This is a genomic window from Streptomyces colonosanans (assembly GCF_001866645.1).
GTDB classification, from domain to species: domain Bacteria; phylum Actinomycetota; class Actinomycetes; order Streptomycetales; family Streptomycetaceae; genus Streptomyces; species Streptomyces colonosanans.
Map to the genome: position 1 here is coordinate 122,847 of NZ_MLYP01000058.1, position 24,418 is coordinate 147,264.

Genomic DNA, 24,418 nt, shown 5'->3' on the forward strand with positions numbered 1-24,418 from the left:
GTTCCCCTCCCTGCCGGACCCGTCCCGTGGGCGGATCCGGTCCGTACGCCCGCCGTGCGCGGGTGGTATGTCGTGAACTACAGGAAATTTCCTCAAGGTTGACGATGTCGGCTCACTGATCACGCGGTGCCTGGCATGATCCGGCCCATGACCGCATCGCTGCTGCCCGAACGTGCCCGTGTCTTCGTCGCCGGCCACCGCGGACTGGTGGGCTCCGCCGTGGCCCGCCGGCTCGCCGCCGACGGGCACGAGGTGCTCACCCGTACCCGCGCCGAACTGGATCTGCGTGACGCCGCGCGCACCGCGGCCGAACTGGCCGCCCTGCGCCCCGATGCGGTGGTACTCGCCGCCGCGAAGGTCGGTGGGATCATGGCCAACAGCGCTCAGCCGGTGCAGTTCCTGGAGGAGAACCTCCAGATCCAGCTCAGCGTGATAGCCGGGGCCCACGCCGCCGGTGTGGGCCGCCTGCTCTTCCTGGGATCGTCGTGCATCTACCCCAAGCACGCCCCTCAGCCGATCACCGAGGACGCGCTGCTGACGGGACCTCTGGAGCCCACCAACGAGGCGTACGCCCTCGCGAAGATCGCGGGCATCGTCCAACTGCAGTCCTATCGCCGCCAGTACGGCGCGTCGTACATCAGCGCCATGCCGACCAATCTCTACGGGCCCGGCGACAACTTCGACCTGGAGACGTCGCACGTGCTGCCCGCCCTGATCCGCCGCTTCCACGAGGCCGCGGCCGAGGGGCGCGAGGAGGTCGTCCTGTGGGGCACCGGCACCCCGCGCCGGGAGTTCCTGCACGTGGACGACCTCGCCGCCGCCTGTGCCGTGCTGCTGCGCTCCTACGACGGCGACGAGCCGGTCAATGTCGGCTGCGGCAGCGACCTCACCATTCGGGAGCTGGCCGCAACAGTCGCCGAGGTCACCGGGTTCACCGGCCGGATCGCCTGGGACACAACCCGGCCCGATGGCACCCCGCGCAAGCTGCTCGACATCTCCCGGCTCGCGCGGCTCGGCTGGAAGCCGGCGATCCCGCTGCGTGACGGCATCGCCGCCACCTACGCCCACTGGCGCAGCGGCCTCGACGGCTGACGGGCCGCGCTCGTGCACGGACCCCGGCGGCGCGCAGCGCGCTCCGGGGTACTGCGCGGTCACGAGCGGCGCTCTCAGTACGCCCCGCGGCCGTCGACGACGGCGCGGAAGGTGCGGGCCATGACGTCCACATCACTGGTGAACGACCAGTTGTCGACGTAGCTGAGATCGAGCCGGACGGTCTCGTCCCAGGACAGGTCGGAGCGTCCGCTGATCTGCCACAGCCCGGTCATGCCCGGCCGTACGGTCAGCCGCCGCCACTCGACGGGCGTGTAGTGCGCCACCTCCTCGGCGAGTGGCGGCCGCGGACCTACCAGGGACATGTCACCCTTGAGGACGTTGACGAGCTGGGGCAGTTCGTCGAGCGAAGTGCGGCGCAGCCAATGGCCGACGCGGGTCACCCGGGGATCGCGGCGCATCTTGAACATCAGGCCGTCGTGCTCGTTCTCCTGGGCCAGTGCGGCCTTCTGGTGGTCGGCACCCACCCGCATGGTGCGGAACTTCCACATCACGAAGGGGTGCCCGGCCCGGCCGATGCGCTCGTGGAGATAGAGCACCGGCCCCGGCGAGGACAGTTTCACCGCGGCCGCGACCACCAGCAGCACCGGTGCCAGCGCGAGCAGGCCCAGCAGGGCGGTGCTGCGGTCCAGGGCTTCCTTGAGCAGAGGCTGCACTCCCTCCCGCACCGGCGGGGCCACGCGCAGCAGCGACATCCCGCCGGCGGATCCGGTCTCCAGGCGCTTGACGGACACCTCCACCAGGCCGGGCGCGACGAAGAGCTCGATGCCGACGTCGTGCAGGCCCCAGGAGAGGCGGCGCAGCCGCTCCCCGGAGAGCGCGGCGCCCGGGACGACCAGCACCAGATCGGCGCCGAGCCGGTGCGCCGCGCTGATGACCAGGTTGGCATCCTCCGCGGGGGACTCCGGCGCGGTGGCGGCAAGCCGTTCCCCGGTCCGGATCCCCGAGTCGAACGGGCCCTGTCCCACGGGGACGGCGCCCACCGCCACGTACGGGTGGTCGGTGCGCGCGGCGAGGTGTGCGGTGACACTGTCCGCCGCGGTGGGCTCGCCTACCACCAGGACCTTGATCACCGCCTGCGCCCCGCGGCGCACCGCAGCAAGATGACGATGCATCACCTTGCGGCACACCAGAGTCAGCAGCAGGCAGGGCAGCAGTGCCGCCAGGCACAGCGGCGCGCGCAGCCGCACCCCCGCCGCGGCGTGCCCCATGGCGAGCACTCCCAGCAGGATGAACCAGTCGTGGAGCACCGGCAGCGTGCCCCGGCTCTCGCCGATGGCGCGGGCCGCGTAGCGCGAGCGGAACAGCTGGACTCCCGCCCAGGCGAGCCCTGCGGCGACGCCGCTCGGCACTGCCCACGGCTGGTCTGTGGCGACGAGCATCAGTGCCACCGGCACCCCGGCGCCGACGAGGTCGGTGATCAGCGACGCCGGAAGATACCAGCGGGACTTGCGCCCCACCCACAGTGAGGAGCGCGCCCGCGAGCGCGACTTGCGCGATCTATCGGATTCAGCGGCCTGAACATCCCACATGTACCCCCCCAGGCACGTTCTGCGGCACGATTCGCCAGATGTCGCGAACACCTATTCGTCGAACATGCGGCGCGATAGTGAACAGTACGGCAAACTTGTGCACGCATGGGGGCGTTTACGTGAACACGGACGTGGCGCACGGAGCCGTATGAAGTCCCGCGCCGAGCACGCTGGTTGAGCCCCCGGTACGTTGGTCCGGCGGAAAGTCGCACGAACGTCGAACGTGCTGACTACAGTGTGCGCCGGTGCGGTAGGGGCGCACCGCTTCGAGGTGGGGGTGCGTGGTGGGAGACAGGAACACGTCCGGGGCCGAAGTGGCGGGCCAGGACGAGTCGGTTGACCGGGAAGTAGGGGCGGGCAGAGCCGGTTGGATGACATCCGACCCGGCTGCCGACGTTCGCGATCCCTCGACCGAAGCCACACAGAGGGGTGTTGGCGACTCTGGAGCCACGCCCGCGCGACCCCGGCGCCGCAAGAGCCGCGCACGTCGGGTGCTCCTCGGGGCGCTCGTACTGCTCGCCGTGGGCCTGCTCATGGTGGGCGGGTTCGCCTGGTGGGCCGTCGACCACTACACCGGGAACGTCGACCGCATCTCCGGTGTCTTCCCGGAGAATGTCCCCGCGGCGGCGCAGCCGGCACCCTCCGACGGCGGGCAGACCTTCCTCCTCGTCGGCGTGGACAGCCGCTCCGAGCTGCCGACCACGGGCCGTGACGCCAAGGCCCCCGAGTGGAAGTACGGGGCCCAGCGCAGTGACACGATGATGCTGGTCCACCTCCCGGCCGACCATTCCGGTGCGTACGTCGTCTCGTTGCCCCGTGACTCTTGGGTGGACATCCCCGGACACGGCAAGGCCAAGCTCAACGCCGCCTTCTCCTGGGGCGGACCGCCGCTGCTCATCGACACCGTGCAGCGGCTGACCAAGGTGCGCATCGACCATCTCGCCGTCATCGACTGGGACGGCTTCAGGAAACTCACCGACTCCGTGGGCGGAGTGGAACTCGTCGTGGACGGCACCGGCCGCCACATGAACGGCACGCAGGCCCTGACCTACGTGCGTGAGCGTTACGGCCTCGCGCGCGGCGACTTCGACCGTACGCACCGTCAGCAGTACTTCCTTCGGACGCTGTTGGCGAAGGTCATGCGTCCTGCGACCTTCTCCAACCCCGTCAAGGCCACCAGGGTGCTGGACGACCTCACCGCAGCCGTGAGCGTCGACGACCGGCTCGGTGACGGCGACCTGCGTGCCCTGCTGTGGGACAACAAGAAGGTCCGTCCCGGGAACATGGTGTTCATGAACGCTCCCGTCAAGGGAACCGACATGATCTCCGGCCAGTCCGTGGTCCTCCTGGACGCCGGCGCCGGCGCTGACCTGTGGCGGGCCATGCGCGAGGACGCCCTCGACATCTACCTGCAGTCTCACGATGTCGACCGCCTTGGTGCCACAACGTCCTGACGGAACGCCGGTGATCGCCGGAGATGTCCGACGGGTGACAGTTCGCCGGACCACGGGTGGCAACTGCCACACGTGCACTAGAGTTCCCACCGGCGGCCCACCGGCGTCCGCGGAGGACACCCATGATGGATCATCCCGCTCGTCCAACGCGTCAGCACCGAAAGTCGTCAGGCCGGCGGCGACGCACCACGCTCGGTGTCCTGTTCGGCCTGCTACTGATCGGACTGATCGCCGGCACCGGGCTGGCCGGCGACCTGGAGGGCGCCGCGCCCCGAACCGAGCGAACGAGTGCCGCGGCGCTTCCTTTCGACCTCCCGCCCGCCGAAGTGTTGCGCGACAGCCCGCATCTGGTCTTCGCGCACTACTTTCCGCCCTATCCGCTCTCCCTCGACAACCAGCCCGCCGAGCACGACTACTACGCCCGCAACTACCTCACGCCACAAGGCGAGCAAGGCAAGCACGCGGCCTACGGCGGACTGCTGCGTGACCGGCCCCTGCCCGTACCGCCGTCCCGGGGTGACTGGCAACTCGCCCATCTGGAACGGGAGGTGAGGACTGCCCGGGACGCCGGGATCGACGGATTCACCGTCGACATCCTCTCCCTGAACGGCACCAACCGTCAGCGCGTCGACATGCTGCTGCGCGCGGCGCAGCGCGTCGACCCGGGCTTCCGGATCGTGCTGATGCCGGACATGACGTCCCTGCACACCGACCCGCGCACCCTCGCCGACCAGTTGGCCCGGCTCGCCGCGTCCCCGTCCGCGTACCGGCTGGCCGACGGGCGCCTCGTGGTCTCCCCGTTCAAGGCCGAGGCGCAGGACCCCGCCTGGTGGGGCCAAGTCATCGCGCGGCTGCGCGAGCACGGCATCGGCACCGCTCTCGTCCCGGTCTTTCTGGACTTCCGCGCCAACGCCGAGAGGTTCGCGCCGATCAGCCACGCGTTCTCGTCCTGGGGCAACCGGAGCTACACCCGCCAGGACAACGTTCCCGGCGACATCCAACTCGCCCACTCGCTGGCAAAGAAGTGGATGCAGGCCGTGTCCGTGCAGGACACCCGACCCAACCAGGGCATCTACGACGAGGCGGGCAACACCGCCACCCTGCGGTCGACCTGGAACCACGCGATCTCCGACGGTGCGGACTGGGTGCAGCTCACCACCTGGAACGACTACTCGGAAGGCAGTCAGTTCGCCCCCTCACTGCACAATGGCCACACGTACCTGGACATCTCCTCGTACTACGTCACCCGCTTCAAGACCGGGGCCTGGCCGCAGATCGTCCGCGACACCGTGTACGTCACCTCCCGCGTCCAGTTCACGGATGTCGGCAGTGCCTCGCTCCAGCCGCGGCTGATGCGCCCACGTCCTGGCACCGCGCCCCCGCGCGACCAGGTGGAAGTGCTCACCTTCCTGACCGCGCCCGCCACGGTCACCGCGCGCGTGGGCACCGTGCCTCACACCTACCGTGCTCCCGCCGGTGCGTACGCCCGGGACCTGCCGCTGAGCCCCGGCAGTACCGAGGCAGTGGTCCGCCGGGCGGGGGATACCGTCGCCGGCGTCACGACCCGCTATCCGGTGCGGCGTACGGCCACCGTGCAGGACCTTCAGTACTACGCGGTCTCCAGCGGCCGGTGAACTCGTGGGAGGCTTCCGAGGGGGCCTACCGTCCGGCCCCGCTCGACGGTGCGAAAACAGCGAGGTAGGAGGCCGTATGTTCACCACCCGACCCACCCTCCAGGGCACCTTCGGCATGGTGTCCTCCACTCACTGGCTGGCCTCGCAGTCGGCGATGGCCGTGCTGGAGGGCGGCGGCAACGCGTACGACGCGGCCGTGGCGGGGGCGTTCGTACTGCACGTCGTGGAGCCCCATCTCAACGGCCCCGCCGGTGAGGTCCCGATCCTGCTCGCGCCGGCGGGCGGCCAGGTGCGGGTGCTGTGCGGGCAGGGCGTCGCGCCCGCGGGGGCCACGATCGCCCACTACCGGGGGCTCGGCCTCGCTCTCGTCCCCGGTACCGGGCCGCTCGCCGCGGCCGTCCCCGGCGCCTTCGACGCCTGGATGCTTATGCTGCGCGACCACGGGACCAAGTCCCTCGCCGACGTCCTGACATACGCCATCGGCTACGCCGAGCACGGGCACGCGCCCGTGGAACGCGTCGGCGCGACCGTCGAGAGCGTACGCGAGTTGTTCGAGACGGAGTGGACCTCGTCGGCCGAGGTGTACCTGCCGGGCGGGAAGGCGCCGCGGCCCGGCGAGCTGCTGCGCAATCCCGCGCTGGCCGCCACCTGGAAGCGGCTGCTCGCCGAGGTGTCCGGGGCGGGCGACCGGGTGGCGCAGATCGAGGCGGCACGGGAGGTGTGGCGGTCCGGGTTCATCGCCGAGGCCCTGGTGCGGCAGGCGCAGCGGCCCACCATGGACACCAGCGGCGAGCGCCACAGCGGCACCCTGACGGCAGCCGACCTGGCCGCCTGGTCCGCCACGTACGAGACCCCGGCGACCTACGACTGGAACGGCTGGACCGTGTGCAAGGCGGGCCCCTGGAGCCAGGGCCCGGCACTGCTGCAACAGCTCGCCCTGCTCCCGCCCGAGCTGCCGCGCCACGGCTCCGCCGACTACGTCCACCTGCTGATCGAGGGCTGCAAGCTCGCCATGGCCGACCGGGAGGCCTGGTACGGCGACGCGGCCGAGGTGCCGCTGGACGAGCTGCTGTCGGACGCGTACAACGCCGAGCGGCGCGCCCTCGTCGGCGATAAGGCGTCGTACGAACTGCGCCCCGGCGCTCCCGGGGGCCGCGCCGCCCGCTTGAGCAGGCACGCGCGCGTGGGGACCGTCGACGAGTTCGGCCTCGGCCCGATGGGAGCCGGAGAGCCCACGGTCGCACAGCACCCGGCGTCATCGGCACCCGGCGACCCGGATGTCACCGCAGACGGCGCCACCCGTGGCGACACCTGCCACCTCGATGTCGTCGACCGCTGGGGCAACATGGTCGCCGCCACGCCCAGCGGCGGCTGGTTGCAGTCCAACCCGGTCGTACCCGAGCTGGGCTTCCCGCTGGGCACCCGGCTCCAGATGGCCTGGCTGGACGAGGGTCTGCCGAACTCCTTGACCCCGGGCCGCCGCCCCCGTACCACGCTCACCCCCTCGATCGCGCTGCGCGACGGGGTACCGGTGCTGGCGTTCGGGACGCCCGGCGGTGACCAGCAGGACCAGTGGCAGACCCACTTCTTCCTGGCCGCCGCCCTGCGCCCGTCGGTCCGGGGCGGCCTCGACCTGCAGGGCGCCATCGACGCCCCGAACTGGCACAACGACAGCTTCCCCGGATCGTTCTACCCGCGTGAGATGCGCCCCGGCAGCGTCACCGTCGAGTCCCGCATGGACCCCGCGGTCGTCGAGGAACTGCGCCGGCGCGGCCACCATGTCACGGTCGGCGATCCCTGGTCCGAAGGGCGGCTGTGTGCGGTCGCCCGTGACCCGGAGACGGGTGTGCTGTCGGCGGCGGCGAACCCACGGGGGATGCAGGGGTACGCGGTCGGACGCTGAACCCGCACGGCCCCGCGGTGACGGGCGGGCCGGGCGGCGCGGCCCGCGCCGCGAGCCCTGAAGCCGGGAATTCACGCCGATTCCACCCGGAGTGCACCGGCCCGGTGCGGATTGTCAGTGGCGCATGCTCTCATGGGAGCCATGATCGAAGACACCGAAACCATCGACGAGTTTCTCGCCCGCGGCACGTCCGACGTCGAGGAGGCCATCCGCACGGCGGCAGCCACCGAGATCATGCCGCGCTTCCGCCGGCTCGCCGCGCACGAGGTCGACGAGAAGAGCGGGCCGCACGACCTGGTCACGGACGCCGACCGCAAGGCCGAGGAGTACCTGACCGAGGCACTCGCCAAGCTGCTGCGCGGTTCCGTCGTCGTGGGCGAGGAAGCCGTCCACCTCAACCCGGCGGTCTACGAGGCGCTGCACGGCGAGGCCCCGGTCTGGATCGTCGACCCGGTCGACGGCACCCGTCAGTTCGTCCACGGCGACCCCGGATTCTGCACCATGGTTGCGCTCGCCCAAGGCGGCGTCGTGCGCGCCGCGTGGACGTACGCACCGGCCCACGACCAGCTGGCCTGGGCGACACGCGGCGGGGGCGCGTTCCTCGACGGCGAGCGCCTGCGCTCCGGCTCGCCCGACCCGGGCCGCGACCTGGAGGTGGCCACGTCCCACCCCTTCTACACGACGGACGAGCAGAAGCGTGCGCTCCTCGGCCTGGAGACGCAGGGTGTCCGCCCGCGCCCCTGCGGCTCGGCGGGCCTGGAGTACCTCGACATCGCCCGGGGCCGGCTGGACGCCACGGCCTTCTCCTGGGAAGCGGCCTGGGATCACGCGGCGGGCCTCCTCCTGGTCGAGGAGGCCGGCGGCGCGCATCTCACGCTGACGGGCGAGCAGTTCCGTATCACGGGCGGCAACGCCCTGCCGTTCACCGCGGCCCGGGACGAGGCCACCGCTCGCCGGGTGCTGGATCTGCTGTCGGGCAGGGGCTGATCCGCGGGGGAGACCACCCCATCGCGTCCCGGGAACGCGGAATCGTCGCTTCAGTCGCTGACTTGGCTGTGGCCATCCGCGCCCCGGCGGGTGCCGGCCCCCGGGGCATATCCTGATCTCCAGTGGCCGTCGGCTGACGAAGGAGTCCGAAGGTGCCGTCGATACTCGACGTGGTCGTGGTGGGCGCGGGGCCCAATGGGCTGACGGCTGCGGTGGAGCTGGCCCGTCGCGGCTTCTCAGTGGCCGTTTTCGAGGCGTGCGGCACCATCGGCGGCGGAGCCCGCACCGAGGAGCTGACACTGCCCGGCTTCCGGCACGACCCGTGCTCCGCAGCGCACCCCCTGGGCATCAGCTCGCCCGCGTTCGGAGAGCTGCCCCTTCAGCGGTACGGCCTTCAATGGCTGCACGCCGAGCTGCCGATGGCGCACCCGTTCCCGGACGGCACCGCAGCGGTGCTGTCCCGGTCCGTGGCCGAGACGGCCGCCTCGTTCGGGCCACGGGACGCGGGGACCTACCGCCGCCTTGTGGCGCCCTTCGTGAGCCACTGGGACACGCTGGCCAGGGACTTCATGTCCCTGCCTCTGACCGCGCTGCCCCGCGACCCGGTCACCCTGGCCCGTTTCGGGCTCGCCGGTCTGCCCCCGTCGACCTGGCTGATGCGCCGCTTCCGCGACGAGCGGGCCAAGACCCTGTTCGCCGGGCTCGTCGGGCATGTCATGGCCCCCCTCAGCGGCTTCGCCACCGGCGCGATCGGCCTGGTCTTCGCGCTGGCCGCGCACGCCCGCGGCTGGCCGGTGGCCCGGGGCGGCTCCCAGTCGATCTCCGACGCGCTCGCCGCGTACCTCGAGGATCTCGGCGGCACCCTCCACACCGACTACGAGGTCAAGCGCCTCGACGACCTGCCCCCCGCGCGCGCCTACGTCTTCGACACCTCGCCGACCGCGCTGGCCCGCATCGCCGGCCTCGGCAGGTATTACGACGGGTACCGGTACGGCCCTGGCGTCTTCAAGATCGACTACGCGCTGGACGGCCCGGTGCCGTGGACCGCGAAGGAACCGCGCGTCGCCGGCACCGTGCAGATCGGGTCGGACAGCACGGCGATCGGCGCCGCCCTGCGCGCGGTGTCCCGGGAGGGCCGCGCCCCCGACGAACCGTTCCTCATCACCGTGCAGCCCAGCGTCGCCGACCCCACCCGGGCCCCCGCGGGCAAGCAGGTCTTCTGGGTGTACGGCCATGTGCCGAACGGCTGGCAGGGCGACCTCACCGATGCCATCGAACGCCAGTTGGAGCGCTTCGCGCCGGGCTTCCGCGACCGCGTCCTCGCCCGCGCCACCGCCGGCCCGCCCGAACTGGCCGCCCGCAACGCCAACTACGTCGGCGGCGACATCGCCTCCGGCGCGGCGTCCGGCCTCCAGCTCCTGCTGCGACCCAAACCCTCGCTGTTCCCGTACAGCACTCCGCACCCGGCCGTCTTCATCTGCTCGTCGGCGACCCCGCCCGGCCCCGGCGTGCACGGCATGTCGGGGTACAACGCGGCCAAGGCCGTCTGGAGGAGGCTGAGACAGAGATGACCACCATCACGCTGGTCCAGGGCGACATCACCCGCCAGAGCGCCGACGCGATCGTCAACGCGGCCAATTCCTCCCTGCTCGGCGGGGGAGGCGTGGACGGTGCGATCCACCGCCGCGGCGGACCCGCGATCCTCGCGGAGTGCCGCGCCTTGCGCGCGTCCCAGTACGGCAAGGGCCTGCCCACCGGCCAGGCGGTCGCCACGACCGCGGGGGAACTGGACGCACACTGGGTGATCCACACGGTGGGCCCGCGCTACCTCAGCGGGGAGGACCGCTCGGACCTGCTGGCCTCCTGCTACCGGGAGGCCTTGCGAGTCGCCGACGAACTCGGCGCCCGGACGGTCGCGTTCCCGGCCGTCTCCGCCGGCATCTACGGGTGGCCGATCGAGGACGCCGCCCGCATCGCGGTGGAGACGGTGCGGGCGGCGCGGACGGCGGTCGAGGAGGTCAGATTCGTCCTCTTCGACGACCGGGCGTACGAGGCGTTCGCGGCGCAGGTCGGCTGACTTCCCCAAGGCGCCGGGGTCTTCACGGCCATCACCGTGGTCAACGCTCACGGACGACGTCGAAGACCTGCTTCTGCAGGCCGTTGCCGTAGACCTCGTGCTCGACAGGCTTCAGCTTCTGGGTGTCGTTGTCCGTGGCGCTGGCGGGGAGCGGCTGTTCCGGCGGTTCTGGAAGCGGTGCGGATCCGGAGGCCCGATGGTGCGGTCGTGTTCCCGGATGCGCGGGCGGCGGTCAGGCGAGGAGGCCGGTCAGCCGCCGCTGCCATGCGGCCTCGGCGCCGTCCGTGTCCGGGCCGAAGAGGTGATGGAACATCAGCACCACGCCGGGGAAGCAGTGGAAGGTGTAGATCCCGTCAGCGGTGCGGACCTCGATGCGCTCGTCGTCCGACCAGGTCACTTCGCCGTCCAGCGGCGGCAGGCCGGCCGGCTCGGCGTGTGCCCGCGCGCCCACGGCGACCGCGCTCGGCAGCGACAGCCCGCGGGTGAGGGCCGCCCGGACCTCCTGTGCGGGGTGCTCTCCCGACGGCGCCATGGCGAAGACGGGGACGCCGGCACGTCCCGGGGGGGGTAGCCGCAGGTTGACCCAGGTACATGTCGGATTCCCGCCAGCCCGGCCGCCGCTGGTGCCCGATGCTGGAGACATGCAGAACGGGATGCACACCGACAGGGAGCGCTGCGTGCGCGCCGTCCAGTCGAAGGACGCACGGTTCGACGGCTGGTTCTTCACAGCGGTGGTGACCACGCGGATCTACTGCCGGCCCAGTTGCCCGGTCGTGCCGCCGAAGCCGGAGAACATGACCTTCTACCCGAGCGCGGCCGCCTGCCAGCAGGCCGGGTTCCGGGCCTGCAAACGGTGCCGCCCGGACACCAGCCCCGGCTCGCCCGCGTGGAACGAGCGCGCCGACCTCGTCGCTCGCGCCATGCGGCTGATCGCCGACGGTGTCGTCGACCGCGAAGGAGTGCCCGGCCTCGCCGCCCGCCTCGGCTACAGCACCCGCCAGGTCGAGCGCCAACTCCTGGCCGAACTCGGCGCCGGCCCCCTCGCACTGGCCCGCGCCCAGCGTGCCCAGACCGCCCGGCTGCTCATCGAGACGACCGCGCTGCCCATGGCGGAGATCGCGTTCGCGGCCGGCTTCTCCTCCATCCGCGCCTTCAACGACACCGTCCGAGAGGTCTTCGCGTTCTCCCCGAGCGAGCTGCGCAGCCGCCGTCCGAAGCAGACGATGACCGCCCCCGGAGCCCTCGGTCTGCGGCTGCCGTTCCGCGCCCCGCTCAACCCCGACAACCTCTTCGGCCATCTCGCCGCGACCGCCGTACCCGGCGTGGAGGAATGGCGCGACGGCGCGTACCGGCGCACGCTGCGGCTGCCGTACGGTCACGGGATCGTGGCGCTGACCCCGCAGCCCGACTACATCGCCTGCCGTCTCACCCTCAGCGACATGCGCGACCTGCCCGTCGCCATCAGCCGGTGCCGCCGCATGCTCGACCTGGACGCCGACCCGGTCGCGATCGACGACCAACTGCGCACGGACCCGCTGCTGGCGCCCCTCGTCGACAAGGCTCCCGGCCGCCGCGTACCGCGCACCGTCGACGAGGCCGAGTTCGCCGTACGGGCCGTCCTGGGCCAGCAGGTCTCCACCTCCGCCGCCCGCACCCACGCGGCCCGACTGGTCACCGCGCACGGCGAACCGGTCCAGGACCCCGAGGGCGGCCTCACCCATCTCTTTCCGTCTTCGCAGGCACTGGCCGCGCTCGACCCGGCATCGCTCGCGATGCCGCGCACCCGCCGCACGACCTTCACCACCCTCGTGAACCAACTCGCCGACGGATCACTCCACTTGGGCGTCGAGAGTGACTGGGAGGAGATCCGTTCCCGGCTGCTCTCCCTGCCCGGCTTCGGCCCCTGGACCGTCGACGTGATCGCGATGCGCGCCCTCGGCGACCCCGATGCGTTCCTGCCCACCGACCTCGGCATCCGCCGCGCCGCACAGGAGCTGGGCCTGCCGTCCACCCCCGCCGCGCTCACGGCACGCGCGGCGGCCTGGCGGCCGTGGCGGGCGTACGCCGTCCAGTATCTGTGGGCGACCGACAGTCACCCGATCAACTTCCTGCCCGTATGAGTACGCCAAGGGACATCCCATGACAGTGAAACAGCACACGGTGATCGACAGCCCGTACGGCCCCCTGACCCTTGTCGCCACGGACGGCGTCCTGTCCGGCCTCTACATGACCGACCAGCGCCACCGCCCGCCTGAGGAGAGCTTCGGAAGGGGGGTCCCCTCGCGCGAGCGAAGCCGAGCGCGGGGGAGCGACGACACACTCTTCGATGAGGCGACCGAGCAGCTGGACGCCTATTTCTCAGGTGAGTTGAAGGAGTTCACCCTCGAACTGCGCCTGGACGGCACACCGTTCCAGCGTCGCGTCTGGGAGCAACTGTGCCTGATCCCCTACGGCGAGACCCGTTCGTACGGCGAACTGGCCGATGCACTCGGCAGCCCGGGGGCCTCACGCGCGGTCGGCCTCGCCAACGGCAAGAACCCCATCGGCATCATCGTGCCCTGCCACCGCGTCGTCGGCGCGAACGGCAGCCTCACCGGTTACGGCGGCGGCCTGGACCGCAAGAAGCGCCTGCTGGACTTCGAGAGCGGCTCGGCCCTCTTCTAGCTTCTTCTCGGGTGCCGACCGGCAGGGCTGTCGTCGCCGAGCGTGCGCAGCAGCGCGGGCAGTGCGGTGCCGATCGGCTCGCGTACGATCTCGTCGGCCCGGTCGTCGTACGGCGTGGGCTCGGCGTTGACGATGATCAGCCGTGCCCCGTGGTCGGCGGCGATGCCCGCGAGCCCGGCGGCAGGCTGTACCTGGAGGCTGCTGCCGACGGCGATGAACACCTGGCAGGCCTTGGTGATGGCGACGGCCTCGCCCAGCACCACCGGGTCGAGCCGCTCGCCGAACATCACGGTGGCCGACTTGAGGATCCCGCCGCCGCACTCCAGGCACGGCGGATCGTCCTCACCGGCCTCGACCCGTGCGAGGGCGTCCTCCATGGGCCCGCGCGCATGGCACTTCGTGCAGACGACGCTCCGTGCGGTGCCGTGCAGTTCCAGCACCTTGCGGGCGGGCATCCCGGCGAGCTGGTGCAGCCCGTCCACGTTCTGCGTGATCACCCGCACGGGCACCCCGGACCGCTCAAGCTCCGCCACGGCCCGGTGCGCGGCGTTCGGCTCGGCCTTCAGCGTCCGGTTCTTCCGCCGCATCTGCCAGGAGCGCCGCCGGACCTCCGGATCCCGCATGTAGTACTCGTACGTCACGAGCTTCTCGGCCTCGGGATCCCGCCGCCACAGCCCGTTCGGACCGCGATAGTCGGGGATCCCGGAGTCGGTGGAGATACCGGCGCCGCTGAGGACGGCGACGAGGGGCTTGGTCATGGCACCGAGGGTAGAGCGGGTGATCCGGACGCGGCGAACGGATTTGGGTCCGGGCAAGACCACGGCTGAGGGCACGGCACGCGCAGCTTCCGCGGCGGGAACGGAATGAAACCGCTTCACCTGGCGCCCGTTACCGGATCGGCGCCTACCGCTTCTGGCATCGCCACCTTGCCATCCTGCTCGCCGCCACACCCGACCCCGACTGCACCGCCCACACGCTCCTGGCCGCCCTGGCAGCCGAACGCGTCACCGCACTGCTAACGGAAGTCGGTGAACAGCGGATCCGTGCCAACCTCCGCCGCATCGCCCTGACCGCCATGTGGTTTTCGACCTCACTGGGCCATACAGCTAGTCCTCGATGCCCAGGCTGGTGCCGGGTGCGCAGACCTCACATGCGGCAATATGCTCCGCGTCCTTCACCAGGCCCAGCCGGGCCTGGTCCCGGGCGACGGGCATGGTGTCGCGCTGCGGCGCGGTGCAGTCGGCGAGGTGGATGAGCGCGGGCTTCGGGTGCTTGGGGTGCCGCTTGGGTTCGATCACGTACCCGGTTGCGCGGAGTTCGCCGCGGTCGGGTGCGTCTGCGGGGGGAGGAGCGGGCCGCCGGGGCCGGGATGGCCGCTGTGACCGGTGGGCGGTTTTCCTCTCGGCACGGGCGAGGGCCGCGCGGACGGCGTCTCGTTGGAGGTGCAGGTAGATGCCGAGGGTCTCGTTGTCCGCGATCTGTTCTTCGAGGTGTCTCAGGATCGCCCGGAGGCGCGGCGCATCAGGGGGCAGCGCGGACATGGCACTTCCTGGACTTGCGGACATGGCTGAATTCAATCATGTGTTCGATTTCCGGTGCCACCGGGCGGAACCGTCGTCACCCTCTCCGCCGGGGCTTGGACCGCCTTCCTCGCCGCGCGGACCGTTCACCCCGAAAGGTGGGACACTTTCCGAGAAACTGTCACGCTTTTCCACACCTCCACCTCCCCTTCCGTGGCGGATGATCCTGGGGGCGGACCTTCGCCGTGACACGGAGGCAACCGTCGCAGCCGTGGTCCGCGAAGTCGGCGACGACGGGTGCGCTGACCCACGAGAGCAAGGGGAGTGCAGGTGGCAGACGCTGCAGTGAACGACACCCGGACAGCACAGCCGGCGCAGCGGGTGCTCATCGCCGCGGACAAGTTCAAGGGGTCGCTGACGGCAGTCCAGGTCGCGGAGCGGCTGACGGCGGGGCTCCGTAGCGTCGTGCCGGGCCTCGAGATCGAGTCGCTGCCCGTGGCCGACGGCGGCGACGGGACGGTGGACGCGGCGGTCGCGGCCGGGTTCGAACGACGTGAGGTACAGGTCGCGGGCCCCCTCGGCCAGGCGGTGACCGCGGCGTTCGCGCTGCGCGGCGACACCGCGGTCGTGGAGATGGCGGAGGCGAGCGGGCTGCAGCGACTGCCGGCCGGCGTCTTCGCACCACTGACCGCGTCCACGTACGGCTCCGGTGAGCTGCTGCGGGCCGCACTGGACACCGGCGCGCGGACCATCGTGTTCGGGGTCGGCGGGAGCGCGACCACGGACGGGGGCGCCGGGATGCTGTCCGCACTGGGGGCGCGGTTCCTGGACGCGCAAGGGAAGCCGGTGACGCCGGGAGGCGGAGGGCTGGCAGCGCTCGCCCGTGCCGATCTGTCGGGCCTGGACCCGCGGCTGTCCTCGATCGAACTGGTGCTCGCGAGCGATGTGGACAACCCGCTGACCGGGCCCAGGGGCGCGTCCGCCGTGTACGGGCCGCAGAAGGGTGCCTCACCGGACGACGTGGCGGCGTTGGACGCAGCGCTCGCGTACTTCGCGAAGGTGCTGGAGGAGGCCATCGGGCCCAGGGCGGCGCAGTGCGCCGCGTCGCCGGGCGCGGGCGCCGCGGGCGGTGTCGGGTACGGGGCGCTGCTGCTGGGCGCCCGCTTCCGGCCGGGCATCGAGGTCATGCTGGACGTGCTGGGCTTCGCCCCGGCACTGGAGCGGGCCTCCCTGGTGATCACGGGCGAGGGCTCGCTGGACGAGCAGACACTGCACGGCAAGGCAGCGGCGGGGGTCGCGGCGGCCGTGCGGGCGGCGGGCAAGGAGGTCGTGGCCGTGTGCGGCCGTCTGGCGCTGCCGCCGGAGGCAGTGGCCCGGGCCGGTATCCGTCAGGCCTACCCGCTGACGGACGTCGAACCGGACATGGCGACGTGCATCGCGTACGCGGGACCGCTCCTGGAGCGGGTGGCGGAACGGATCGCCCGGGACCACCTGGGCTGAGGCCGGAAAGCTCGGGACAGGCCAAGGGCCCCGAACCAACCCGGTTCGGGGCCCTTGGCAAGCGCAGCGCTACGGCAGCTGTGCGGCTCGCGCCTCGCGGCGGTTGCCGCGGAAGTTGTTCACGCGGCGAGCTGTCGCGAACAGCGGGATCACCGCGCCCATGACCAGCTGCAGTGCGCAGCCCGTCTGGAGGAGGAGCGCGCCGCTCGGTGCGTCGAAGGCCCAGGCCGCCAGCAGGCCTATGCTCAGGACGATCCAGGAGAGCATCGCCACCGCGAGACGGCCCCGCGGCTTCGGGTACTCCACCCGGCTCACCATCAGCCAGGCCGTGCCGAGGATCGCCAGCAGCGTGGCGAAGAACGGCAGCTCCAGGAGGACGATCGAGACCACAGTGAGCGCGCCGAACGGCGAGGGCATGCCCTGGAACACGCCGTCCTTCATCGTCACGCACGAGAAGCGGGCCAGTCTGAGGACGACCGCCAGCAGCACCACGATCGCTCCGACCGCGGCCACTCGCTGGTGCGCGTCGTCCGCCACCATGCCGTAGACCAGCACGAAGTACGCCGGAGCCAGGCCGAAGCTGATCAGGTCCGAGAGGTTGTCCAGCTCCGCGCCCATGGGCGAGCTGCGCAGCTTGCGGGCGACCAGTCCGTCGAAGAGGTCGAAGACCGCCGCGCAGAGCATGAGGATCACGGCCGTGGCCGCGGAGTGCCGGGCCATGCCTCCCTCGTCGCTGCCCGTCAGGTGCGGGATCAGGATGCCGGTGGTGGTGGAGTACACCGCCATGAACCCGCACGTGGCATTGCCCAGCGTGAGGGTGTCCGCTATTGAGAGGCGGAGTGAGAGAGGCATCTCCTCCTCGTCGTCCGCCTCGTCGGCCTCCGGCACCCAGCCGGCCTTGGTGTCACGATCAATCACGGTCAAGGCGAGTCACCCCAGCCACGGTCTTCTGGCCGACCTCGACCGCGACCTCCACGCCCTCGGGCAGGTAGAGGTCGACGCGCGAGCCGAAGCGGATCAGACCGATACGGTCGCCCTGCTCGACCTTGGTGCCCTGAGGCACGTACGGGACGATGCGGCGGGCCACCGCGCCGGCGATCTGGATCATTTCGATGTCGCCCAGTTCGGTATCGAAATGCCAGACTACGCGCTCGTTGTTCTCGCTCTCCTTGTTGAACGCCGGAACGAACCCGCCCGGGATGTGCTCGACCGACGTCACCGTGCCGGAGAGAGGCGCGCGGTTGACGTGGACATTGAGCGGGCTCATGAAGATCGCGACGCGGGTGCGTCCGTCCTTCCACGGCATGATGCTCTGCACCACGCCGTCGGCGGGAGAGATGACCCGGCCCTGGGTGATCTCGCGCTCGGGGTCGCGGAAGAACCACAGCATGCCCGCCGCGAGCGCGGTGGCAGGCACGGCCACGGCCTTCGCGGCGCCGGAGCGGCGCGCACGGGCAAGACTGAGTGCTGCGGTGGCAACGGTCGGGAGAAGCCACGGCGATGCTCCGCGCGCGAGGCGTACGCTGACAAGGCTGTCGCGTGGTGCAGAGGTTTGGCTGTGGGGCATGGATGACCTTCGTAGCGGATGATGCCGCGCTTCAACGGGGGACGGCGGCTTTCCGGCGATCGTACCGGTCGCGGACCGCAACTGGGCAAGCCAGGAAGCCGAGTCGGCGGCCGAAGAGTGTTGACGGGGTGTGATCTTCTTCGCGAAGAAAACACCCCGAACCGGGACAACTAACCCTGGAGTCGATACTCTTCGAGCAGTCTGCGGCCGATGATCATTTTCTGGATTTCGGCGGTACCTTCACCGATCAGCAGCATCGGAGCCTCGCGGTAGAGGCGCTCGATCTCGTACTCCTTCGAGAAGCCGTAGCCGCCGTGGATCCGGAAGGCGTCCTCCACGACCTCCTTGCAGTACTCGGAGGCGAGGTACTTCGCCATGCCCGCTTCGAGGTCGTTTCGCTCCCCGGAGTCCTTTTTGCGCGCCGCGTTCACCATCATCGCATGGGCCGCCTCGACCTTGGTGGCCATCGCCGCCAGCTTGAACTGGATGGCCTGGTGCTGGGCGATCGGCCGGCCGAAGGTGTGACGCTGCTGGGCGTAGGAGACGCCGAGCTCGAAGGCGCGCTGAGCGACGCCGCAGCCGCGCGCAGCGACGTTCACGCGGCCGACTTCGACGCCGTCCATCATGTGGTAGAAGCCCCGCCCCGTGACCCCGCCCAGTACGCGGTCGGCGGGAACGCGCAGCCCATCCATGATGAGCTCCGTGGTGTCGACACCCTTGTACCCCATCTTGTCGATCTTCCCGGGGATGGTGAGGCCGGGGCGGACCTCTCCGAAGCCGGGCTCCTTCTCGACCAGGAAGGTTGTCATCGACTTGTGGGGCGCAGTGCCCTCGGGGTGTCCTTCGTCACTTCGGACGAGGACCGCGACCAGGGACGACGTGCCGCCGTTGGTGAGCCACATCTTCTGGCCGGTCAGCACGTACTCGTCGCCGTCCCTGACCGCCTTCGACGTGATCGCCGACACGTCGGAGCCCAGCGCCGGCTCCGACATGGAGAAGGCGCCGCGGGTCTCGCCCAGCGCCATCTTCGGCAGGAAGTGGTCCTTCTGCTCCTGCGTGCCGTGCTGCTTGAGCATGTACGCCACGATGAAGTGCGTGTTGATGATGCCGGAGACCGACATCCAGCCGCGGGCGATCTCCTCCACGCACAGCGCGTAGGTGAGCAGCGACTCGCCCAGGCCCCCGTACTCCTCGGGGATCATCAGACCGAAGAGGCCCAGTTCCTTGAGGCCGTCGACGATCTGCTGCGGGTACTCGTCGCGGTGCTCCAGCTCCGTCGCGACCGGGATGATCTCCTTGTCCACGAAGTCGCGGACGGTGGAGACGATCTCCTGCTGGACGTCTGTCAGACCGGGGGTCTGGGCGAGGCGGCTCATTACTTCTCCTGCGACTCGGGCTCGGAACCGGCGGTGCCGCCCCGCAGGGGCGTCGTTTGAGGGTGGGGGTGGGAGACGGCCGGGCGGCCGGGCTGCTCGCCGCCGCGCTCCTTGATGTACGTCTCGGTGGGGACCATCACCTTGCGGCGGAACACGCACACCAGCGTGCCGTCCTGCTTGTAGCCCTTGGTCTCGACATGGACGATGCCGCGGTCGTTCTTCGACTTCGACGGCCACTTGTCGAGCACGGTCGTCTCGCCGTAGATCGTGTCGCCGTGGAAGGTCGGCGCCACGTGCTTGAGCGACTCGATCTCCAGGTTGGCGATCGCCTTGCCCGACACATCGGGTACGGACATGCCGAGCAGGAGGGAGTAGATGTAGTTACCCACGACGACGTTCTTGCCGAAATCCGTCGTCTTCTCCGCATAGTTCGTGTCCATGTGGAGCGGGTGGTGGTTCATGGTGAGCAGGCAGAACAGGTGGTCGTCGTACTCCGTGACCGTCTTGCCGGGCCAGTGTTTGTACGTCGCCCCGACCTCGAACTCCTCATAGGTGCGTCCGAACTGCATGACTCTCACGCCTCCGGGATCTCGAACGTGCTGGTGCGCCGCATGCCGGCGGCGCGGCCCTTGCCCGCGATGACCAGGGCCATCTTGCGGCTCGCCTCGTCGATCATCTCGTCGCCGAGCATCGCCGAGCCCTTCTTGCCGCCCGCCTCCGACGTGCAGTACTCGTACGCGTCCAGAATCAGCTCGGCGTGGTCGTAGTCCTCCTGGGACGGCGAGAACACCTCGTTGGCGGCGTCCACCTGACCCGGGTGCAGCACCCACTTGCCGTCGAAGCCGAGCGCGGCGGCCCGCCCGGCCACCTCGCGGAAGCCGTCCACGTTGCGGATCTGCAGGTAGGGGCCGTCGATCGCCTGGAGGTCGTTGGCGCGGGCGGCCATCAGGATCTTCATCAGGATGAAGTGGTAGGCGTCCGCCGGGTAGCCGGGCGGCTGCTCGCCCACGACCAGCGACTTCATGTTGATCGACGCCATGAAGTCGGCCGGGCCGAAGATGATCGTCTCGAGGCGCGGAGAGGCCTCGGCGATCGCGTTGACGTTGTTGAGACCCTGAGCGTTCTCGATCTGCGCCTCGATACCGATGCGGCCCACCTCGAAGCCCATCGTCTTCTCGATCTGCGTGAGCAGCAGATCGAGAGCGACGACCTGCTCGGCGTTCTGCACCTTCGGCAGCATGATGCAGTCGAGGTTCGGACCCGCGCCCTCGACCACCGTCACGACATCGCGGTAGGTCCACTCGGTCGTCCAGTCGTTGACGCGCACGACCCGCGTCTTGCCCGTCCAGTCGCCCTCGTTGAGGAACTTGACGATGGTGTGCCGCGCCTCGGGCTTGGCCAGCGGCGCGCACGCGTCCTCCAGGTCCAGGAAGACCTGGTCGGCCGGGAGGCCCTGTGCCTTCTCCAGGAAGCGGGGGTTGCTTCCGGGCACCGCGAGGCAGGAGCGGCGCGGGCGCAGACGGTTGACCGGCGTTGTCATGCGGGGACCTCCAGAGGGTCGAGCTTGTTCGCTTTCCGGATCTCGTCGACGATACGACCGATGATTCCGGTGATGTCGAAGTCCTTCGGGGTGAAGACCGCGGCCACTCCCACGGCCCTGAGCTGTTCGGCGTCGCCGCCCGGGATGATCCCGCCGGCGATCAGCGGGATGTCGGCGGCACCGGCCTCGCGCAGCCGCTCCAGCACGTCCGGCACGAGCTGCGCGTGCGAGCCGGAGAGGATGGACAGGCCGACCGCGTGCACGTCCTCGGCGAGGGCCGCGTCCACGATCTGCTCGGGCGTCAGCCGGATGCCCTGGTAGACCACCTCGAACCCGGCGTCACGGGCCCGCACGGCGATCTGCTCGGCGCCGTTGGAGTGCCCGTCCAGGCCCGGCTTGCCCACCAGGAAACGGAGCTTGCCGACACCCAGGTCGCGAGCGGTGGCGTCCACCTTCCGGCGGACCTCCGCGAGGGCCGTGCTCTCCTCGGCCGTCACCGCGACCGGCGCGGACGACACCCCGGTCGGCGCGCGGAACTCGCCGAAGACCTCCCTGAGGGCCCCGGCCCACTCACCGGTCGTGACCCCCGAGCGGGCGCACTCCAGGGTGGCCTCCATCAGGTTGCCGGTGCCCTTGGCGGCCTCCTTCAGCCGCTCCAGCGCCTTGCACGGGCGCGGGTGGTTGAAGGGCGGCTGGTAGCGGGTGTCGCGCCAGCGTCCGAGCGAGGCGACAACCCGCGCCTCGACCGCCGGGTCGACCGTCTGGATCGCGGTGTCCAGGTCGGCCGTGAGCGGGTTCGGCTCGGTCGTCTCGAAGATGTTGACGCCGACGATCTTCTCCTGGCCGGACTCGATACGGGCCCGGCGCTCCGCGTGCGAGGCGACGAGCCGCGACTTGAGGTAGCCCGACTCGACAGCGGCCATCGCGCCGCCCATCTCCTGGATCCGGTCGATCTCGGCGAGCGACTCCTCGACGAGAGCGGACACCTTCGCCTCGATGACGTGCGAGCCCTCGAAGATGTCCTCGTACTCCAGCAGGTCGCTCTCGTGGGCGAGCACCTGCTGGATCCGCAGCGACCACTGCTGGTCCCAGGGCCGGGGCAGGCCCAGCGCCTCGTTCCAGGCCGGGAGCTGTACGGCACGTGCGCGTGCGCCCTTCGAGAGGGTCACAGCCAGCATCTCCAGCACGATCCGCTGGACGTTGTTCTCCGGCTGGGCCTCCGTCAGGCCGAGGGAGTTGACCTGGACGCCGTAGCGGAAGCGGCGCTGCTTGGGGTTCTCGATGCCGTACCGCTCGCGCGTGATCCGGTCCCAGATCCGGCCGAACGCCCGCAGCTTGCACATCTCCTCGACGAAGCGGACGCCCGCGTTCACGAAGAAGGAGATACGGCCGACGACATCACCCATGCGCTCCTGCGGCACCTGGCCGCTGTCGCGCACCGCGTCGAGGACGGCGATCGCCGTCGACATCGCGTACGCGATCTCCTGGACCGGCGTGGCGCCCGCTTCCTGCAGGTGGTAGCTGCAGATGTTGATCGGGTTCCACTTGGGCATGTGGGAGACCGTGTACGCGATCATGTCCGTCGTCAGCCGGAGCGAGGGGCCCGGCGGGAAGACGTGCGTGCCGCGCGAGAGGTACTCCTTGACGATGTCGTTCTGGGTCGTGCCCTGGAGCTTGGAGATGTCCGCGCCCTGTTCCTCCGCGACGACCTGGTAGAGCGCCAGCAGCCACATGGCCGTGGCGTTGATGGTCATCGAGGTGTTCATCTGCTCCAGGGGGATGTCCTGGAACAGCCGGCGCATGTCACCGAGGTGCGAGACCGGGACCCCGACCCGGCCGACCTCGCCGCGGGCGAGGACGTGATCGGGGTCGTAGCCGGTCTGCGTCGGCAGGTCGAACGCCACCGACAGCCCGGTCTGGCCCTTGGCGAGGTTGCGCCGGTACAGCTCGTTGGACGCCTCGGCCGTGGAGTGACCGGCGTACGTGCGCATGAGCCACGGCCGGTCCTTTTCGTTGCGCGCCTGCGCGCTCTGACGCTCAGTCATCTGTGACCTCTGCTGTCCTCAGATGTTCCGGAAGCGGTTGATGGCGTCGATGTGCCGGGCGCGCATCTCCTCGTCGCGCACGCCCAGGCCCTCCCCGGGGGCGAGGCACAGGACGCCGACCTTGCCCTGGTGGAGGTTGCGGTGCACGTCGTACGCGGCCTGCCCGGTCTCCTCCAGGGAGTAGACCTTGGAGAGCGTCGGGTGGATCTTGCCCTTGGCGACGAGGCGGTTGGCCTCCCAGGCCTCGCGGTAGTTGGCGAAGTGCGAGCCGATGATCCGCTTCAGGGACATCCACAGATAGCGGTTGTCGTACTCGTGGTTATAGCCCGAGGTCGAGGCGCAGGTGACGATGGTGCCGCCCTTGCGTGTGACGTAGACACTCGCGCCGAAGGTCTCCCGGCCCGGGTGCTCGAAGACGATGTCCACGTCCTCGCCGCCCGTCAGCTCACGGATGCGCTTGCCGAAGCGCTTCCACTCCTTCGGGTCCTGGGTGTGCTCGTCCTTCCAGAACTTGTAGTCCTCGGCGTTGCGGTCGATGATCGCCTCGGCGCCCATCGAGCGGCAGATCTCCGCCTTGGCCGGCGAGGAGACGACGCAGATGGGGTTGGCGCCGCCCGCGAGCGCGAATTGGGTCGCGTAACTGCCGAGGCCGCCGCTCGCGCCCCAGATGAGCACGTTGTCGCCCTGCTTCATCTGGGCGCCGTTGCGGGAGACGAGTTGCCGGTAGGCGGTGGAGTTGACCAGGCCGGGGGCGGCGGCCTCCTCCCACGACAGGTGACCGGGCTTGGGCATCAGCTGGTTGGACTTGACGAGCGCGATCTCCGCCAGACCGCCGAAGTTGGTCTCGAAGCCCCAGATGCGCTGCTCGGGGTCGAGCATCGTGTCGTTGTGGCCGTCGGAGGACTCCAGTTCGACCGACAGGCAGTGCGCGACGACCTCGTCGCCGGGCTTCCAGGCGTTGACGCCCGGGCCGGTGCGCAGGACGACGCCCGCGAGGTCGGAGCCGATGATGTGGTACGGGAGGTCGTGGCGCTTGGTGAGCTCCGAGAGCTTGCCGTAGCGCTCCAGGAAGCCGAAGGTCGGCAGCGGCTCGAAGATCGACGTCCACACCGAGTTGTAGTTGACCGAGGACGCCATGACGGCCACCAGGGCCTCGCCCGGTCCCAGCTCGGGCAGCGGCACCTCGTCCAGATGCAGGGACTTGCGGGGGTCCTTGTCGTGGGTGGTGAGCCCGGCGAACATCTCCGTCTCGTCCTTGTGCACGGTGACCGCGCGGTACGACTCGGGGAGCGGCAGAGCGGCGAAGTCGGCGGACGTTGCCGTCCCCGACTGGATCGCGTCCAGGATGTCCTTCACGGTGTTGCCTCCGGCGAAATGGCGTCTTGAGGGGGAGACGCTCGGGGTTACGTCGGTGCTGCTGGGGTGAGGGGTGCCGTCGGTTCGGCGGAGGTGGTGCTGTGGCAGCGCTTTGTGGCGCGGGAGGTTGCCTGTGACGCAGGCGTCCGGGCG

General features: G+C 70.4%; 21 protein-coding genes and 1 pseudogene. 10 read left to right on the forward strand and 12 right to left on the reverse strand.

The features are described from left to right. Nucleotides 1-147: 147 nt before the first annotated feature. Nucleotides 148-1,092: a GDP-L-fucose synthase family protein gene (locus BIV24_RS22065; RefSeq protein WP_079168438.1), complete on the forward strand. Its 945-nt coding sequence runs from the start codon at nt 148-150 to the stop codon at nt 1,090-1,092. A 74-nt stretch (nt 1,093-1,166) separates the two neighbouring features. On the opposite strand, the gene BIV24_RS22070 is transcribed toward BIV24_RS22065, so the two are convergent. Next, complete coding sequence (locus BIV24_RS22070) at nt 1,167-2,642, reverse strand: exopolysaccharide biosynthesis polyprenyl glycosylphosphotransferase (RefSeq protein WP_071368130.1); 1,476 nt, start codon at nt 2,640-2,642, stop codon at nt 1,167-1,169. Nucleotides 2,643-3,133: 491 nt separating this feature from the next. Between BIV24_RS22070 and BIV24_RS22075 the strand changes: the two genes are divergently transcribed. From BIV24_RS22075 to BIV24_RS22100, 6 genes are all read left to right on the forward strand, one after another. Then, on the forward strand, nt 3,134-4,096 hold the full coding sequence (locus tag BIV24_RS22075) for an LCP family protein (protein ID WP_071368131.1): 963 nt from the start codon (nt 3,134-3,136) through the stop codon (nt 4,094-4,096). A gap of 122 nt (nt 4,097-4,218) precedes the next feature. Next, nucleotides 4,219-5,730 carry a glycoside hydrolase family 71 protein gene (locus BIV24_RS22080; RefSeq protein ID WP_071368132.1) on the forward strand — a complete coding sequence of 504 codons (1,512 nt, stop codon included), beginning with the start codon at nt 4,219-4,221 and terminating at the stop codon, nt 5,728-5,730. A gap of 76 nt (nt 5,731-5,806) precedes the next feature. Further along, nucleotides 5,807-7,633, forward strand: coding sequence for a gamma-glutamyltransferase family protein (locus BIV24_RS22085; protein WP_071368133.1), 1,827 nt, complete (start codon nt 5,807-5,809; stop codon nt 7,631-7,633). A gap of 141 nt (nt 7,634-7,774) precedes the next feature. Further along, nucleotides 7,775-8,620: an inositol monophosphatase family protein gene (locus tag BIV24_RS22090; RefSeq protein ID WP_071368297.1), complete on the forward strand. Its 846-nt coding sequence runs from the start codon at nt 7,775-7,777 to the stop codon at nt 8,618-8,620. A gap of 161 nt (nt 8,621-8,781) precedes the next feature. Beyond that, a complete protein-coding gene (locus BIV24_RS22095; protein ID WP_071368298.1) occupies nt 8,782-10,191 on the forward strand; it encodes a phytoene desaturase family protein in 1,410 nt (469 codons plus the stop codon). After that, nucleotides 10,188-10,697: an O-acetyl-ADP-ribose deacetylase gene (locus tag BIV24_RS22100; protein ID WP_071368134.1), complete on the forward strand. Its 510-nt coding sequence runs from the start codon at nt 10,188-10,190 to the stop codon at nt 10,695-10,697. The genes BIV24_RS22095 and BIV24_RS22100 overlap by 4 nt, the downstream gene beginning before the upstream one ends. 40 nt (nt 10,698-10,737) lie before the next feature. Here the strand turns inward: BIV24_RS22100 and BIV24_RS35595 are convergent. Then, a pseudogene (locus BIV24_RS35595) lies at nt 10,738-10,839 on the reverse strand (dihydrofolate reductase family protein); the annotation flags it as partial. A 90-nt stretch (nt 10,840-10,929) separates the two neighbouring features. Further along, on the reverse strand, nt 10,930-11,229 hold the full coding sequence (locus BIV24_RS22105) for a hypothetical protein (RefSeq protein WP_245766894.1): 300 nt from the start codon (nt 11,227-11,229) through the stop codon (nt 10,930-10,932). A 109-nt stretch (nt 11,230-11,338) separates the two neighbouring features. On the opposite strand from BIV24_RS22105, the gene BIV24_RS22110 reads away from it, so the two are divergent. Both BIV24_RS22110 and BIV24_RS22115 read left to right on the forward strand, forming a co-directional pair. Next, nucleotides 11,339-12,817, forward strand: coding sequence for an AlkA N-terminal domain-containing protein (locus BIV24_RS22110; protein WP_281247763.1), 1,479 nt, complete (start codon nt 11,339-11,341; stop codon nt 12,815-12,817). A 25-nt stretch (nt 12,818-12,842) separates the two neighbouring features. After that, nucleotides 12,843-13,361, forward strand: a complete 519-nt coding sequence (locus BIV24_RS22115; RefSeq protein WP_071368300.1) for a methylated-DNA--[protein]-cysteine S-methyltransferase — start codon at nt 12,843-12,845, stop codon at nt 13,359-13,361. Here BIV24_RS22115 and BIV24_RS22120 read toward each other — a convergent pair. Together BIV24_RS22120 and BIV24_RS22125 are read right to left on the reverse strand one after the other, a co-directional pair. Continuing rightward, nucleotides 13,358-14,119: an SIR2 family NAD-dependent protein deacylase gene (locus BIV24_RS22120; protein WP_071368135.1), complete on the reverse strand. Its 762-nt coding sequence runs from the start codon at nt 14,117-14,119 to the stop codon at nt 13,358-13,360. The genes BIV24_RS22115 and BIV24_RS22120 overlap by 4 nt on opposite strands. Nucleotides 14,120-14,467: 348 nt before the next feature. Next, a complete protein-coding gene (locus BIV24_RS22125; protein WP_071368136.1) occupies nt 14,468-14,902 on the reverse strand; it encodes a DUF6233 domain-containing protein in 435 nt (144 codons plus the stop codon). A 309-nt stretch (nt 14,903-15,211) separates the two neighbouring features. Here BIV24_RS22125 and BIV24_RS22130 point away from each other — a divergent pair, with 309 nt between their 5' ends. Continuing rightward, nucleotides 15,212-16,381, forward strand: coding sequence for a glycerate kinase (locus tag BIV24_RS22130; RefSeq protein WP_177198790.1), 1,170 nt, complete (start codon nt 15,212-15,214; stop codon nt 16,379-16,381). A 69-nt stretch (nt 16,382-16,450) separates the two neighbouring features. Here the strand turns inward: BIV24_RS22130 and pssA are convergent, their stop codons facing one another. The 7 genes from pssA to ccrA all read right to left on the reverse strand — a co-directional run bounded on the left by pssA (nt 16,451) and on the right by ccrA (nt 24,265). After that, nucleotides 16,451-17,269, reverse strand: a complete 819-nt coding sequence (pssA, locus tag BIV24_RS22135; protein WP_071368302.1) for a CDP-diacylglycerol--serine O-phosphatidyltransferase — start codon at nt 17,267-17,269, stop codon at nt 16,451-16,453. A gap of 22 nt (nt 17,270-17,291) precedes the next feature. After that, on the reverse strand, nt 17,292-17,948 hold the full coding sequence (locus BIV24_RS22140; RefSeq protein WP_071368137.1) for a phosphatidylserine decarboxylase: 657 nt from the start codon (nt 17,946-17,948) through the stop codon (nt 17,292-17,294). A gap of 170 nt (nt 17,949-18,118) precedes the next feature. After that, nucleotides 18,119-19,324 carry an acyl-CoA dehydrogenase family protein gene (locus BIV24_RS22145; RefSeq protein WP_071368138.1) on the reverse strand — a complete coding sequence of 402 codons (1,206 nt, stop codon included), beginning with the start codon at nt 19,322-19,324 and terminating at the stop codon, nt 18,119-18,121. Next, nucleotides 19,324-19,893, reverse strand: coding sequence for a MaoC family dehydratase (locus tag BIV24_RS22150; protein ID WP_071368139.1), 570 nt, complete (start codon nt 19,891-19,893; stop codon nt 19,324-19,326). Before BIV24_RS22150 ends, BIV24_RS22145 begins: the two co-directional genes overlap by 1 nt. 5 nt (nt 19,894-19,898) lie before the next feature. Further along, nucleotides 19,899-20,864, reverse strand: coding sequence for an HpcH/HpaI aldolase/citrate lyase family protein (locus BIV24_RS22155; RefSeq protein WP_071368140.1), 966 nt, complete (start codon nt 20,862-20,864; stop codon nt 19,899-19,901). Further along, on the reverse strand, nt 20,861-22,909 hold the full coding sequence (locus BIV24_RS22160; RefSeq protein WP_071368141.1) for a protein meaA: 2,049 nt from the start codon (nt 22,907-22,909) through the stop codon (nt 20,861-20,863). The genes BIV24_RS22155 and BIV24_RS22160 overlap by 4 nt, the downstream gene beginning before the upstream one ends. Before the next feature lie 18 nt (nt 22,910-22,927). Continuing rightward, nucleotides 22,928-24,265: a crotonyl-CoA carboxylase/reductase gene (gene ccrA, locus BIV24_RS22165; protein ID WP_071368142.1), complete on the reverse strand. Its 1,338-nt coding sequence runs from the start codon at nt 24,263-24,265 to the stop codon at nt 22,928-22,930. Nucleotides 24,266-24,418: the final 153 nt, after the last annotated feature.

What these genes read in the sequence shown, in the direction of transcription:
- BIV24_RS22065 (WP_079168438.1), top strand. Translation starts at nt 148, where the DNA reads ATGACCGCATCGCTGCTGCCCGAACGTGCCCGTGTCTTCGTCGCCGGC.
- BIV24_RS22070 (WP_071368130.1), bottom strand. Translation starts at nt 2,642, where the DNA reads ATGTGGGATGTTCAGGCCGCTGAATCCGATAGATCGCGCAAGTCGCGC.
- BIV24_RS22080 (WP_071368132.1), top strand. Translation starts at nt 4,219, where the DNA reads ATGATGGATCATCCCGCTCGTCCAACGCGTCAGCACCGAAAGTCGTCA.
- BIV24_RS22085 (WP_071368133.1), top strand. Translation starts at nt 5,807, where the DNA reads ATGTTCACCACCCGACCCACCCTCCAGGGCACCTTCGGCATGGTGTCC.
- BIV24_RS22090 (WP_071368297.1), top strand. Translation starts at nt 7,775, where the DNA reads ATGATCGAAGACACCGAAACCATCGACGAGTTTCTCGCCCGCGGCACG.
- BIV24_RS22100 (WP_071368134.1), top strand. Translation starts at nt 10,188, where the DNA reads ATGACCACCATCACGCTGGTCCAGGGCGACATCACCCGCCAGAGCGCC.
- BIV24_RS22105 (WP_245766894.1), bottom strand. Translation starts at nt 11,229, where the DNA reads ATGGCGCCGTCGGGAGAGCACCCCGCACAGGAGGTCCGGGCGGCCCTC.
- BIV24_RS22110 (WP_281247763.1), top strand. Translation starts at nt 11,339, where the DNA reads ATGCAGAACGGGATGCACACCGACAGGGAGCGCTGCGTGCGCGCCGTC.
- BIV24_RS22120 (WP_071368135.1), bottom strand. Translation starts at nt 14,119, where the DNA reads ATGACCAAGCCCCTCGTCGCCGTCCTCAGCGGCGCCGGTATCTCCACC.
- BIV24_RS22125 (WP_071368136.1), bottom strand. Translation starts at nt 14,902, where the DNA reads ATGTCCGCGCTGCCCCCTGATGCGCCGCGCCTCCGGGCGATCCTGAGA.
- BIV24_RS22140 (WP_071368137.1), bottom strand. Translation starts at nt 17,948, where the DNA reads ATGCCCCACAGCCAAACCTCTGCACCACGCGACAGCCTTGTCAGCGTA.
- BIV24_RS22145 (WP_071368138.1), bottom strand. Translation starts at nt 19,324, where the DNA reads ATGAGCCGCCTCGCCCAGACCCCCGGTCTGACAGACGTCCAGCAGGAG.
- BIV24_RS22150 (WP_071368139.1), bottom strand. Translation starts at nt 19,893, where the DNA reads ATGCAGTTCGGACGCACCTATGAGGAGTTCGAGGTCGGGGCGACGTAC.
- BIV24_RS22155 (WP_071368140.1), bottom strand. Translation starts at nt 20,864, where the DNA reads ATGACAACGCCGGTCAACCGTCTGCGCCCGCGCCGCTCCTGCCTCGCG.
- BIV24_RS22160 (WP_071368141.1), bottom strand. Translation starts at nt 22,909, where the DNA reads ATGACTGAGCGTCAGAGCGCGCAGGCGCGCAACGAAAAGGACCGGCCG.